Origin of the sequence: Verrucomicrobium sp. BvORR106 (genome assembly GCF_000739655.1) — a bacterium.
Classification (GTDB): Bacteria; Verrucomicrobiota; Verrucomicrobiia; order Verrucomicrobiales; family Verrucomicrobiaceae; genus Verrucomicrobium.
In genome coordinates this window covers 33,090-47,015 of the sequence record NZ_BATR01000120.1, presented here as the reverse complement: position 1 = coordinate 47,015, position 13,926 = coordinate 33,090, and the positions used below count along the sequence as shown (strand labels likewise).

General features: G+C 60.3%; 8 protein-coding genes. 4 read left to right on the top strand and 4 right to left on the bottom strand.

Annotated elements, in window-relative coordinates; translation table 11 throughout:
* Both BV106_RS37545 and BV106_RS22370 read right to left on the bottom strand, forming a co-directional pair.
* Positions 1-2,537 (bottom strand): hypothetical protein (locus BV106_RS37545; protein WP_265595959.1); only part of this gene is annotated, 2,537 nt, incomplete at its 3' end.
* A gap of 632 nt (positions 2,538-3,169) precedes the next feature.
* Positions 3,170-4,399: an MFS transporter gene (locus BV106_RS22370; RefSeq protein WP_265595958.1), complete on the bottom strand. Its 1,230-nt coding sequence runs from the start codon at positions 4,397-4,399 to the stop codon at positions 3,170-3,172.
* A 158-nt stretch (positions 4,400-4,557) separates the two neighbouring features.
* Here BV106_RS22370 and BV106_RS22365 point away from each other — a divergent pair, with 158 nt between their 5' ends.
* Both BV106_RS22365 and BV106_RS22360 read left to right on the top strand, forming a co-directional pair.
* A complete protein-coding gene (locus BV106_RS22365; protein ID WP_265595957.1) occupies positions 4,558-5,169 on the top strand; it encodes a xanthan lyase in 612 nt (203 codons plus the stop codon).
* 86 nt (positions 5,170-5,255) lie between these two features.
* On the top strand, positions 5,256-6,431 hold the full coding sequence (locus BV106_RS22360; RefSeq protein WP_038168419.1) for a Gfo/Idh/MocA family oxidoreductase: 1,176 nt from the start codon (positions 5,256-5,258) through the stop codon (positions 6,429-6,431).
* A gap of 338 nt (positions 6,432-6,769) precedes the next feature.
* Here BV106_RS22360 and BV106_RS22355 read toward each other — a convergent pair whose 3' ends face one another.
* A complete protein-coding gene (locus tag BV106_RS22355) occupies positions 6,770-7,498 on the bottom strand; it encodes an exopolysaccharide biosynthesis protein (protein WP_038168418.1) in 729 nt (242 codons plus the stop codon).
* A gap of 115 nt (positions 7,499-7,613) precedes the next feature.
* Entirely contained in the window at positions 7,614-8,195 is a 582-nt protein-coding gene (locus BV106_RS22350) for a sigma-70 family RNA polymerase sigma factor (protein WP_038168441.1), read from the bottom strand.
* Between the two features lie 214 nt (positions 8,196-8,409).
* Here BV106_RS22350 and uvrA point away from each other — a divergent pair, with 214 nt between their 5' ends.
* Positions 8,410-11,373, top strand: coding sequence for an excinuclease ABC subunit UvrA (gene uvrA, locus BV106_RS22345; RefSeq protein ID WP_038168417.1), 2,964 nt, complete (start codon positions 8,410-8,412; stop codon positions 11,371-11,373).
* A 59-nt stretch (positions 11,374-11,432) separates the two neighbouring features.
* Positions 11,433-13,922, top strand: coding sequence for a protein kinase (locus BV106_RS22340; RefSeq protein WP_038168415.1), 2,490 nt, complete (start codon positions 11,433-11,435; stop codon positions 13,920-13,922).
* Positions 13,923-13,926: the final 4 nt, after the last annotated feature.

Here is a 13,926-nt window from a genome sequence, read left to right as displayed (position 1 = left end):
CTGTCGTAGGGAACATTGATTAACACCGGAACGGAATGCGGAGAACGCACCCCATTGGAATCCACTCCCACGACATCAAGTTTAAAGTCACCCCATGTAGTCGGCGAAAAATTCGATTCGAAAGGAGTCGCCAGGTCTTCTTCGATCAGAACCCCACGATGATAGAACTGCACTTTGGCAATTGGCGATGACCCAGTCAGCACCTCAGCGACCAGACGCTGTGTGGCCCCCAAGGCCAAGGTTCCTGATTCATCAGGTTCAACTACACTTGCAAGAGGGCATTCAGACAACATATTGAGGTGATCGGCGATACCTACAGGCAGCGTGCATTCTCCTGGGTCCAAAATCCCTTCACCTAACTGCCCATTTTCATGCCCCCCCCATAGGGCAATGCTTCCGTCTTCTTTAAGTGCAATAGAGTGACTGACTCCAGCAGCGACACTTTTAGCGCCCTGCATTTCACTTACTTCATGCGGGAGCACACGATCTGCCGACGTGTTGTCCCCCAACTGTCCAGATGAATTGCTACCCCAAGCATGAATTCTACCACTCCGGTCAGCTGCCAAACTGTGAGATCCACCTCCCGCGATCGACATCACGTCGACCAGCCCACTCACTTCCACTGGTATATTTCTGTTTGCTGTAGAGCCATCACCGAGCTGACCGGTGGAATTGCTCCCCCAAGCCCACACTTTTCTATCAGCGGTCAGCGCAAGACTATGAAGTCCGCCGGAACTAATCGCCAGCACGTTCGACAACCCGCTGGCTTGCACTGGCACCAGTTTATTACTAGTACTTCCATCGCCGAGCTGCCCGGCTGAATTGGCGCCCCATGCCCACACTGTTCCATCACTCTTCAAAGCCAGATTGTGGAAATTCCCCGCCTTCACTGCCACCACATTGTTTAATCCTGCCACCTGGATCGGAGAGCTTCTATTGGTTGTGCTATTGTCACCCAACTGGCCGTACGAATTGGCGCCCCATGCCCACACTGTTCCATCACCCTTCAAAGCCACGCTATGGAAAGTGCCTCCGGCTACCGCAACCACTCCTGTTAATCCAGATCCCGAAGTGGGCACATTCCTTCTCACAAGACTGCCATCGCCGACCTGACCGTAGTTGTTGTTTCCCCATCCCACAACAGTCCCGTCTCCTCTCACCGCCAGGCTGTGAAAACGGCCTCCTGCAGCTGATATGACATCTGTCAGGCCTGCAACCTGAGTCGGGATGCCTGTGGTATTGATGTGTCCTATGCCCAACTGACCATGGTGATTGAAGCCCCACGCCCACAAGCTTCCGTCGCCTCGTATAGCAAGGTTGTGATCCCCTCTTGTGGCGACGCTGGCCACTTGTGGCAGGCTTTCCTGCACGATGCCTTGCCATGGCAACCCTTGCCCAAGTTGCCCAACACCGTTATAGCCCCAAGCAACAAGACTTCCATTGCTCCTGATGGCAATCGTGTGCATACCATTAGCCACAAGCGCCACAACTTCCCCGCTCGTTTCGGTAGATTGAACGGGCAGATAACTCCCAACTTTGGTATAGTTTCCCATTTGACCAAATGTCCCATCACCCCATGACCAGATTGTGCCATCCTGTTTCAAGGCGACGCTGTACCCCGATCCTCCTGCAATCGCCGCCACATTTGTTAGAGAAGCCACCTGTACCGGCAGTCCCCTGTCACTTGCGCTACCATCACCTAGCTGGCCGGCATAATTCGCGCCCCAAGTCCACACTGTGCCATCCGACTTTAATGCCATACTTTTTCCACCGCCGCTGGCTATTGCCACGACATTCGTCAGCGTGCTGACCTGCACCGGGGTATTACTGCTAATGAAAGTATTATCTCCCAGAGCGCCTGAGTTGTTTCGCCCCCAAGCCCACACAGTGCCATCCTGCTTCAGGGCGAGACTATGTCCGTCCCCAGTGCACATAGAGACGACATCAGTGAGTCCCGCAACCTGGACCGGGAGATTCCGGTCAGAATTGCTTGAATCACCAAGCTGGCCATCAAAGTTATAGCCCCACGCCCACAAGGTCCCGTCAGACTTCAATGCCAGACTGTGATTGTAACTGGTGGCAATTCGGACGATGTCGGAAAGGCCAACTACCGGCATCGGAACACTGCTATGAGCATTGTCCCCTCTGCCCAACTGTCCGGATGCATTGAATCCCCATGCCCAAACCGTTCCGTTATTCTTGAGAGCGACACTATGAAGATGCCCTCCCGAAACAGCCCTCACATCGCTAATTTGATCCAACTTCGCAAAAATCCGCTGCCCCGTGGCATTGCTGTGCCCAAGTTGCCCGTAGCCGTTGTCACCAGTTGCCCATACACTGCCGTCATTTGCGACAATTAACGTAAATCCCTGACCACACCCGACCCTCTCTGCATCAACCATCTGAGAGTACGAAATTAGCGATAGCAGGAAAAAAAAGGACAGGGCCAACAGCCGCCTCTGCCATTGCGCAGTTCGCAGATGCAAGAATCCAAGTTCCCCATCAACCAGTCGTAAGGACATTGCGATCGATTTCATCTCCTATCTTGTTCCTTTCGTGATGATTATTTTTCCATTGCACCGCAATACACGCACTCCTCCAACCATTAGAACCATGCAAGATGGAAAAATGGACGAGACATAATTTCTATATAGATCCAATGCCCCTTAGTAGAACTCAGGTCTCTGCCACAAGGGCTAAGAATCAAGCGCGCAATACGGTGTATCTCGTGCGGAGGTGGCGTCACCGCATCACACCATTCTACATCATGCAGCTCTGTTGGACACGCGCCCCAACAAAATGGAAACACACGCTTTCCGACATCCCGCCCTCAGATTCACAATCAAGGGCTCGGGGCTCACGGATTTATGAAACAACGTTTCAAGACCATGGCGCAGACGAACAGCACGCCTAAGGCAAAGAGAGTTCAACATGGTTTTTGGGGTTTATTCACCATAGTGTATTCACCCAAATAATTGCAATAGTATTTCCATCGTTTTGTAAACAAGACGGGTGTTTTTTACCATATACCACACCACATAACTTTCTCAAAAACGCCTCTCAACTGCACAAGACTCAACCGCCCAGACGGTTCACCTGCTTGTGTCTTGATATTTGAAGGACCATGCAGATTGGACAACTCTCGCGTGCAAGGGCCAAGCTGCACTGGTTACATCCTCTCCTGCCCACCGTGACCTGCCTCACCATCCTCTCCCAATGCCCCCCTCTTCCTCCCCTGATAGGCCAGGGCAAAGAACACAAACACGCCCAGAGTTAGCAAGGTCATACCGATCCAGAAGGTGGACCAGGCTGTGCTGGTGATGGCACCGTCTGGTGAGGTGGACTGACAGTACTTGCGCCACCAGCCGGTGCCGAGATAGCCGAAGAGATTCCCGAAGCCGCCCATCATGAGGGTGAGCAGGGCCTGAGCGCGGGCGCGCATTTCACCGGGGATGCGCTGTTCCAGATAAATCTGGGCGGTGACGAAGAACAAGGTGAAGCAGAACCCGTGAAGGAAGATGCCGAGGAGAAGCGCGGGGACGTTATCCAGAGCAAACAAAGCATAACGCAGGACGCCAAAGGCGATGCCAGCGAGGAAGATCCACTTAAGCCGGATTCGCGTGATGATAGAGGAGAGCGCCAGCATGGCGACAATCTCCGTGACTTGCCCCAGGCTCATGGCAGCGGTGACCTGTTGGATGCCGCGGTCGGCCAGATGCAGCACCGTAAAGGGATAGAAGGCAGCGAGCGCCATGTTCAACAGGGCAGCGCTGACGAACACCACAATGTGATCAGGATGGCGCAACAGCGGCAACGCATCCAGCCCCATGATCTCCTTCACCGTGCGGCGGGGCTTGGGTAGATGCAGACGCTCCTTGTACGGCAGGGCAAAGGTCATGCCCACCGTGATGGCCCAGACCACACACGCGGCGTAGCCGGAGGTGACAGACGTGTCCGCATGCAATACCCAGCTCACCATGAGACAAGCCCCCATCCAACCCAGCGTGGCCCAGATCCGCACCGGACCGAACTGCTCCTTGGGCTTGCTCAAGCGGGACATCACCAGGCTGGTGGTGAGACCAAACGTGGGCACCGACCACAGGGCGTGGATCTGAGCCAGCGCCCACACCCATCCCGGTCCCCAATGATGCTGAATGCCAAAGAAGAGCAGCCCGAGGAAGAACATGGTGCCCAGGCCGAGGAGACGCAGCACCCGCTCCGGAGCCATCCGCTGGTCCGCCAGAGCCCCGACCGCCAGGGGCGAGAGCAGCGCCGCAGTGGCGTTGCACGCAAAGGTATAGGGCACCAGGCTCTCCAGCCCATGGGCCTTGAGCACACTGGGGAAGTTCACGCTCCAGAGCCCCAAGGCAGCCGCGTTGAGTGCATAGAGGGCACACAAGCGCTTTGTTCCTGGAGCACCTTTTCCGAACATTCCCCTCCTTCATCGCTTTGCCCGGGCTTGCCTGCAATGCAAATTCTGCAAGCCTCCATCAACATTGGCGTATCGGTGGTGTGCCCCACTTGAGACCTTCATCTCCTCCCGCCACCCTGCGGCGCTTGTCCCTCACCCTCAGGGTGGGAGCCACGTTGCTGCTCCTGGTGGGCCCGGGGCATGCCGACCCTCCCGTTCCAACCTTGAAACCCCACCCCAAGGCCTTGGCAAACACCCATGCCCCTGGCGAGGTGGATCGACCAGAGCTGGTGCCATTCATCGTGCCTGATCCTGCCAAACTCCCAGGCATCGTGGTCGATGAGACCGCCGCCGAACTCGTGGGCGACTGGCAGTACTCCACCCACACCCCACCCTACGTCGGCCTGGGCTACATTCACGACATGAAGACGGGAAAAGGCACCAAGTCCGCCACCTTCACCCCCAATCTTCCCAAGACGGGTCGCTATGAGGTGCGAGTCGCGCATTGCTACAACGTCCGCCGGGCGACCAACACCCCGGTGACCATCCACCATGCCGCAGGCGACACCACCGTTAGGATCAATCAGCAGGAGGAGCCTGCCCATGACCGACTCTTTCGCAGCTTGGGCGTTTATGAATTCGCCGCCGGGAAGTCCGGCTTCGTGCGGATCAGCACTGAAGGCACCGATCCCACCAAGGTGGTGGTGGCGGATGCCGTCCAGTTTCTTGCCGTCCCAGAGACTCCGCCCCGGCCATAAGTGCTTGGAGCTTGCCCAGAGTCTCTGAATCCGATTGAATCCCCGCTTCTTGTCTGCCTCTCATTTTTCCTCGCTTCCTTCCACCCATGCCCCTTCCCCTGCATCACCTCCGCGCTGGCATCATTGGCACCGGTTTCATCGCCCCCGTCCATATCGAGGCTCTGAAGCGCCTGGGCGTTCAGATCACCGCGATCAGCGGCTCCACCAAGGGCACCCGGGCCCTGGCAGACCAATGGGGCATCCCCGAGGTGTACGGTGACTACGACTACCAGAGCTTGATCAACTCCCCCAATGTGGACGTCGTTCACATCACCTCGCCCAACCGCGTGCATGTGGAGCAGTCCCTGGCTGCCCTCGCTGCGGGCAAGCATGTGGTGTGCGAGAAGCCTCTGGGCATGACCACTGAGGAGACCGCCAAGGTGGTGGCCGCCGCCGCGGCCAGTGATCGCGTCTTTGCTGTGAACTATCTCTGCCGCTTCTACCCTGCCATCCTGCAGATGCGCGCCATGGTGCAGCGCGGCGAACTAGGCCGCATCATCCACGTGCAGGGGCACTTCTTTCAGGACTGGCTGCTCAAGAACACGGACTACAACTGGCGTGTGCTCTCCAGCGAGGGCGGCAAACTGCGGGCCGTCGGCGACATCGGCACGCACTGGATCGACGCCGTTTCCTTTATCCTCGGGGCCCGGGCGGAGTCCGTCTTTGCCACGCTCGAGACCTTTCACAAGACCCGCTACCGGCCCACTGGCGAGGTGCAGACCTTCACCTCCCTGGCGGACCCCGCCAACATGGTCCCTTATGAAGTGGATACCGAGGACTTTGGCAGCGTGCTGTTGAAGTTTGGCGACGCTGATCATGGTCATGTATCCGGCACGCATGCGAACTGTGCCATCTCCCAGGTGGCCGCGGGGTGGAAGTGCAGCCTTTATGTGGGCATCTACGGCACCAAGGGCAGCGTGCAGTGGGAGTTCCAGCAGCCCAACGAAATCCAGGCTGGGTATCGCGACCAGCCCAATCAGGTTCTCACCCGTAACACCGCCGGATTCGACAAAGATGTGGCGAACTTCACCGACAACCCCGGCGGCCATGCCGAGGGCTTCCCTGATGGGCACAAGATGCACTACCGCGCCGTGTATGAGCACATCGCTAGTGGGAAGACCACCCCTGTGCTGTATGCGACTGCCAATGACGGCCATTATGAGGTGAAGCTCTGCGAGGCCATCCTTCAGAGCAGTGAGAAGCAGACTTGGGTGGGGGTGTAGATCAAGGCTACTCCCCTCGCCTTGGCAACAACGAGGTGATGCACAACCACCTGGCGTCACATCAGGCAACTTTCTCCACAGCTTCACAAGGAGCGGCGGTTTGTGCTTGCACAACCGCCGGTGGTTGTCGGAGGAAGCTTGTTTTCAAGTAAGAAGGCAGCGGCTAGACCACATACGGTGGTAGCTCTTTGGCGATCAAGCCCTCCGCTTTCCCTCGGCGGTTGTTCAGGCACAAACCGCCGCTCCTTGGATCCCTTTGGCATTGCGACCTCCAAGCGCCTGCCGCGTTCCGAGACGCACCAGACGATTTGCGTCTTCGGTTCGAGGGATCAATTCCTCTACTCCAGAATCTCTTCCAAGGCAGGCGTGAGGTGTTCCTCGGGATCGTAGATGCCGCTGAACCAGGCTTCCAGCCAGCTGATGACCACGCCGCCGCCCAGGAAGATGGCGCCAAAGAAGGCGAGGTTCACGAGGAACATCGCCATACCACCGACGGCGAACTTGCCATCCCGCTCCAACAAGGCACCAGAAAGCAGGATCACTGGCACGGCCGGCAGCACATTGCTGAAGGGAATGGGCAGGGGCAGCAGCAGCAAGCAGCCGCACGCAAAGATGATGGCACCGTACAAGTGCTGAAACACGGGAGGATCCACCAGGAACGACCAGCGGACACGGAGCATCTTCTCCAGCCCGCGCACGGCCTTCTGACTGGCTCCGAGAATGCGACCGGCCATCTTCGGCGAGAGTTCCACATTCAGCACCCTGTCCGGCAGCCAGGGCTCCTTCCTCAGGGCCAGACGAAGGCCAATAAGGGCAATCACCGCACCGAAGGGCGTGGACAGCCCCAGAAGCGGGATGGGCATGCAAAACGGCAGCGAAAGCAAAATCAACAACATGAGATAGGTGCCGCCATGCAGCACCTCTATGATGTCGCGCAGGCGGATCGATCTCTCGCCCATCGACGACAAAAGCGCCCCGATCTGCTCCGACAGTGCGGGAGGCTTCTTGGGCTGGGCTTCAGCAGCCTCAGAGGCGGCAGGGATGCTTGGCAGGGGGGACGTGGGCATCACTTCTGAGGTGCCACACGCAGGGACAAGTTGCCAACGGAATTATTCCTTGAGAGCCCGCAGCGTGTCACGATCCAGTCACGTCACACCGTTGGCGCCCCGGGGAATTTGATCCTCAGGCCTCGTCCAGGTAGGCTGCCAGCTTTTCCTTGAGCTCGTTTCTGGCCCGGAAGAGCAGGCTCTTCACGGCTGAGAGGGACATGCCCAGGATTTCGCAGATCTCCTCATAGGGCATATCCGCATCCTTCCGCAGACTCACCGCCAAGCGTTGCTTCTCCGGCAGGCTCTGGATGGCACGGTCGATGGCGGACTCCATCTCCCCTTGCGCGACAACATTGTCAGGATTCTGCCGGGCCGAGGTGGCATGTTCCCGGTGGTGCTCCTCCTGGTCTTCCTCCATGGACACTTCCTTCTTCCGCCCGCGACGGCGCATCTCGTTGAAGACAAGATTCCGCGCGATGGTGAAGAGCCAGGTGGTGAACTTCGCACTGGGTTCATAGCGGGCGGCGGAGCGCCAAACCCGCACAAAGACCTGCTGCGCGATGTCGTGCGCATCGTCCATGTTGTTCAGCATCCGGGCCACCGTACCGATCACGGCGCGCTGGTGCATCTCCACCAGTTGTTCAAAGGCCCGCATGTCCCCTTCCTTGACCCTGAGCATTAGCCGCACGCTCTCCTCGTCCGCGGAGGTGTCCACGGCAGGTTGAGGCGTTGCGGGTGTCGGAGTCCATTCCGGCATGTTCCAAGCTAGTAAGGCTGGGACGGTTCGCAAGGTCAGGGTGGACATGGACATCGTAAACACACCGTGTTTGAGAAGGTTGCGCTGATATTTCAGAACTTTTTGGCCCTCAGCCCGGCCCTGCGCCTTGATGCCGCCCCCCTTCCGGTGGATGTTGGCAATCCCCTGCCCCATGAATTCCCGCCCTGTAGCAGAAAACATCATCCGCGTACGGGGTGCCCGGCAGCACAACCTGCGCAATGTGGACGTGGACATCCCCCGCGGCCAGCTCGTGGTGCTCACCGGGGTGAGCGGCTCCGGCAAGTCCTCCCTGGCGTTTGACACGCTCTACGCCGAGGGCCAGCGCCGCTACGTACAGAGCCTCTCTGCCTACGCCCGCCAGTTCCTGGACCAGCTCGACAAGCCGGATGTGGACTTCATCGACGGTCTCTCGCCCGCCGTGGCCATCGAGCAGCGCACCGTGGCGCACAATCCGCGCTCTACCATCGCGACCGTCACCGAGATCTACGACTACCTGCGCGTGCTCTACGCGGCGGCCGGGCAGCCGCACGATCCCACCACCGGCGTGCGCCTGAGGAAGATGACCTCCGCCGAGATCGCCGAGGAGATCCTGGCCCTGCCCGAGGGCACCCGCGCCATCGTCCTGGCACCGGCCGTGGATCACGAGAAAGGCGACTTCCGGGGACTGTTTGAAAAACTCCAGCGTCAGGGCTTCGTCCGGGTGAGGCTGGATGGTGAAATCCTGGAGCTGGACGAAAAATTGCGCACACCCCGGGCCGAGCCCCACTCCATTGAGATCGTGGTGGACCGGCTCGTCATCCGGGAGGGCGTGCGTACCCGCCTCATGGAGGCGCTGGAGACAGCGCTCAAATGGAACCCGAGGGAGGTGCGATTCCTCACCGGACCCGGCGAGGCCGAGGAAGTCCGCGCCTTCACCACCGCCTATGCCAACCCCGAGACGGGTCTGGTGCTGGACGATTTCACGCCCAAACACTTCTCGTTCAACACCCACGTGGGGGCCTGCCCTGCCTGTGAAGGCGTAGGAGCCCTCATGGCTGCAGATCCGCATCTGCTGGTGCCTGACGACACCAAGACGCTGGCAGAAGGGGCGGTGAAGACTTGGTGGACGCGCCAGCCGCGCCTGAAGGCCCTGCATGACCGCTCCGTAGAGGCCCTGGCTCGACACTTCGGTGCAGACATGAACACACCGTTCAAGAAGCTGCCGGCTGCCTTCAAGGAGGCCCTCTTCCAGGGTACGGGTGTGACCGCCGTGCCCACTGGCTGGAAGCTGGACGGCAACAAACGCAGCCTGGCCAAGCCCTTTGAGGGCCTGGTACAGCAAGTCGAGCGCATGTACGCGGAGACCAAGACGGACAAGCTGCGCGCCATGCTGGCTCGTTTCATGAACCCGCTGCCGTGCAAGACCTGCCACGGACGCCGTCTGCGCCCGGAAGTACTGGCCGTGCTGCTGGCCACCGCCGCCACCACGCCCCGCCCCCAGCTCAACATTCATGACATCACCCGGCTGGCCATCCGCGATGCCATCCCCTGGGTAAAAGAACTGGTCCTGACCGATCTGCAACGCACCTACTGCGAGGAGCTGCAAAAGGAGATCCTCAAGCGCCTGGACTTCCTGGATCAAGTGGGACTCGGCTACCTGTCGCTGGACCGGGAGAGCGGCAGCCTCTCCGGTGGCGAGGCCCAGCGCATCCGCCTGGCCACCCAGATAGGCGCTGGTCTGGCAGGCGTGCTTTATGTGCTGGATGAGCCCAGCATCGGCCTCCACCCCGCCGATAACGAGCGCCTCATCGGCACGCTCAAGCGCCTGCGGGATCTGGGCAACTCTGTGCTCGTCGTCGAGCATGACGAGGACACCATGCGGGCCGCAGACTGGATCATCGAGCTCGGTCCCGGGGCCGGCCCCCAGGGAGGCCTCATCATCGCCGAGGGCACCCCCGCCCAAGTCATGCAGAACGAACGCTCCACCACTGGCGCGTATCTGGATCACCGCATCTCCATTCCCGTGCCCCGCACGCGCATCCCCTGGCGCGGATCGCAGAAACAACTCCTCGTGGATGACTCTGCCTCCCACCGGGACGAGCCGGACTGCATCACCATTCACGGAGCCCGGGAGCACAATCTGCGGAATGTCACCGTCTCCTTCCCCCTCGGCAGCTTTGTCTGCGTGACCGGCCCCTCCGGCAGCGGGAAGTCCTCCCTGGTGGATACCATCCTGCGCCGAGCCCTCATGCGGCACTTCTACAGTGCCAAGGACGAGCCCGGCGAGCACGACCATCTCTCCGGTCTGCACGGTGTGGACAAGGTCGTCGTCATCGACCAGTCCCCCATCGGTCGCAGTCCACGGTCGAACCCCGCCACCTATGCCGGGGCCTTCACGCCCATCCGGGATCTCTTTGCCCAGCTCCCCTCCGCCAGGGTTCGCGGGTATGACTCCAGCCGCTTCAGCTTCAATGTCGCCGGTGGCCGTTGTGAGAAGTGCGGCGGCGATGGCGTGCTTACCATCGACATGCACTTCCTCAGCGACGTGCAGGTCACCTGTGACCAGTGCCAGGGCCGCCGCTACAATGCGGAGACCCTGGAGATCACCTACAAGGGGCGCAGCATCTCCGAGGTACTGGAGATGACCGTGGCCGAGGCCTGCCGCTTCTTTGATCGTCAGCCCAATATCTTCCCCAAGCTGCATGCGCTGGAGCAGGTCGGCCTGGGCTATGTGAAGCTCGGCCAGAGCGGGGCCACCCTTTCTGGCGGTGAGGCCCAGCGGGTGAAACTCGCCGCAGAACTGGCGAAGAAAGCCACCGGACGCACGCTCTACCTGCTGGATGAGCCCACCACAGGCCTGCACTTTGCCGATATCCAGACGCTGCTGGGAGTGCTCACGAAGCTCCGCGATGCTGGCAATACGCTCATCGTCATTGAGCACAATCTGGACGTCATCAAGTGTGCCGACTGGGTCATCGACCTCGGCCCCGGTGGGGGCAGTGAGGGCGGCATGATCGTGGCTGAAGGCACCCCGGAAAAACTGGCCGCGAACAAGGCCAGCCCGACCGGGAGATTCTTGCGTCAGGTGCTCCCTCCCGCCCCCACCAGCAAGTCCCGCAAATCCACCGAGGTGTAACCGCCATAGCCACAAAGGCTGAGTAGAAGGCACACGCGCCTTCACCCACTGCCATCGCTATGAACGTCACCCGCACCCAGTCGCAGCTGCATCTCAATCCTGGTCATGCCCCGCAGCAGGACCAGCAAGGCGGCATCAAGATCAGCCCCAATGGCACGGCCCGCGCCTCTCAGCAGACCGTGGTGGACAGCATCAACACCCGTCTGGGCGGAGACCGCGTCTCCACGGAGAACCTGCTGAGCCGCGTCGGTATCAAATCCGCCATAGGCCGGGCCTCTGGGTATGCAAACCTGAAGGACGGCGTCTTGCGACTGGCCCACCGGATCAACAACCACCTTGCCCCCGATCCTGCCGTTGGCAGCAATCACAAGGCCGCGATCCGCCTGGGGGAACAGTACCACCAGCTCAAGTCACGGGGCGCTCCTGACACGGAGCTTCTCCCCGTGCTCAATCAACTCAAGGCCAAGCTGGAGATCATCCAGCGGCATCGCGGCGAAGACGGCCACGGTGATGCGGGCCCCGTCCTCGAGATGATCCGGTTCGTGGAAAGTGAGATCCAGACCCTGCCCTGCAAGCACCTGGAAGAGGCCGACCGGCTTGCTGCGTTGTTGCAAGAACAGGAGCGCGAAAGGGCTCCGGTGGAGTCCCGGGTGGAAACACTCCGCTCCCTGAAACTGCACCTGGAGGGTGCCAATCCGGAGGGCACTAATAATGAGCTCAACCTCCGCCTGGCCGAGGCCCACCGGCAGCTCGTGCCGTTGGAGAATTACCAACCTCTGGACAAGCAACTCCAGGATACAGGCACCCGCCTTCGTCCCACGCATGTGGACCGGGGCGATGAGTTTGCCACGGCCAAGCAGGAGATCTACTTTGCCAAGCTCGGTGAGGATCCCAACCGCATGATCGCCCAGGGGGAGATCAACCAGGAGATCCAGGGCTTCTCCCGCGACCGGCTCAAGCACGTCACCACGCACGAGCGCACCGGCTTGGACTCCGCCGCAGAGACCTTCCGCCAGCAATCGCACCAAGTGACACCGCACACCGATGTGGTGCTTGGCGAGGATGCGCCGCCTCCTCTGGAGGATCCCAGCTTCCAGCACGTCTCCCAGGAAACCCTGCAGTCAGAGACCTTCCAGGGCCTGGGACGACTCGTTCAGGAAGCCGTCGCTAATCGGGACGACGACGCCGTTGAGCATCTCTCCAAGACACTGGGTGAACTCATGGCCCGGGACCTCCGTCAGCTCACGGAGGATCAGCAACTCGGCTTCATCACCTCCAAAGGTCCCGCCTTCAAGGAAGACCTGCATCGCGCGCTCGCCGCCACCCTTGGCGATGGGCGGGATGCTCTGGGCGCCTCCTTTGATGCAGCTCCCTTTGGGGTCCAGCTCTTCATCAACAAGGCCTACACCGCCGCGGTCAGCCAGCTCTCCAATCACATGGTGGATCCGGAGACCTGCGTGCTCAACGGCCGCACCTACCATCGTGTTGACTACTTGAACCACGGGGGCCTCGGCATCGTCGATCTTTACGAAGCCCGCTGGACGGAAGTGGAGGACGGCAAGGAGGTGCAGAAGACGGAGCGCATCGTGCTGAAGTACCCCACCATCGCGAACATGCCGATGCTGGATGAAGAGACCGCCCAGCCCTTCTTTGAGATCTCCGCCCGGGAGGCACGCAGCCACCACCTTGCCCACGGTGAAGGCCATCCCAACATTGTGGGATACAAAGGGGCCTTCCTCTCCCCCAATGGCCTCGTCTTCCTGGCCATGGAGCTGGCTCCCGGCGGCGATGTCGCCAAGGTTGGCGACCGCATCACTGATGCGGAGCAACGCGGCGACATCACCCCGGAGTCCGCCAACCTCGCCCGATTGACGCTGCTGCGCGACATGCTGGAAGGCATGCAGCATGTGCAGGAAACCCGGGGCATGCTCCACCTCGACATCAAACCGGAGAACTTCCTCGTGGGTGAGGACGGTCGCGCCAAGGTGGCCGACTTTGGATTCTCCCTCCAGGGCACCCGTCAGACGTTCCAGGAGAAACCCATCGACAACACCCTGCACCTCGCACCGGAGGTCCTTTCGTCCTCTCGCGCCATCGAGTCCGGTGCACCGTTGCCCGGTGAGGAGGAAGGCTTTGTGGTCACGGGCAAGTCTGACACCTGGGCCCTGGGCGTCACCGCCTTCCAGCTCTTCCACGGGAATCAACATCTGTTCGCCACCCTGGACAAAGAGGACCCGAGGTACCAGCAGCAGGTGTACGATGCAGTCTTGCAGTTCGGCACGGATTCTGACCACACCGCCCGCCCACTGGGCACCGATGGCTCTGGCAATCCTGTGGGTCGCGGTGCCGGCACCCTGGACCGGCTCATCAATCAGATGCTCCACCCCGATCCCCAGATGCGACCTTCCATCACCGATCTCTTGCAGCACCCGATCTTCCAGGAACCTGGGATTGGCAGCACGGAGGTACGCAGCCTGATCCAGACGCTCAATCGCAAAGAGAGCACCCCTGAGGAGATCCGCAACGCCTCCCGTGAGGTCGGGGTCTAGGAGT

Coding starts and splice junctions, on each gene's coding strand:
- BV106_RS22340 (WP_038168415.1), top strand. CDS start 11,433: ATGAACGTCACCCGCACCCAGTCGCAGCTGCATCTCAATCCTGGTCAT.
- BV106_RS22360 (WP_038168419.1), top strand. CDS start 5,256: ATGCCCCTTCCCCTGCATCACCTCCGCGCTGGCATCATTGGCACCGGT.
- BV106_RS22355 (WP_038168418.1), bottom strand. CDS start 7,498: ATGCCCACGTCCCCCCTGCCAAGCATCCCTGCCGCCTCTGAGGCTGCT.
- uvrA (WP_038168417.1), top strand. CDS start 8,410: ATGAATTCCCGCCCTGTAGCAGAAAACATCATCCGCGTACGGGGTGCC.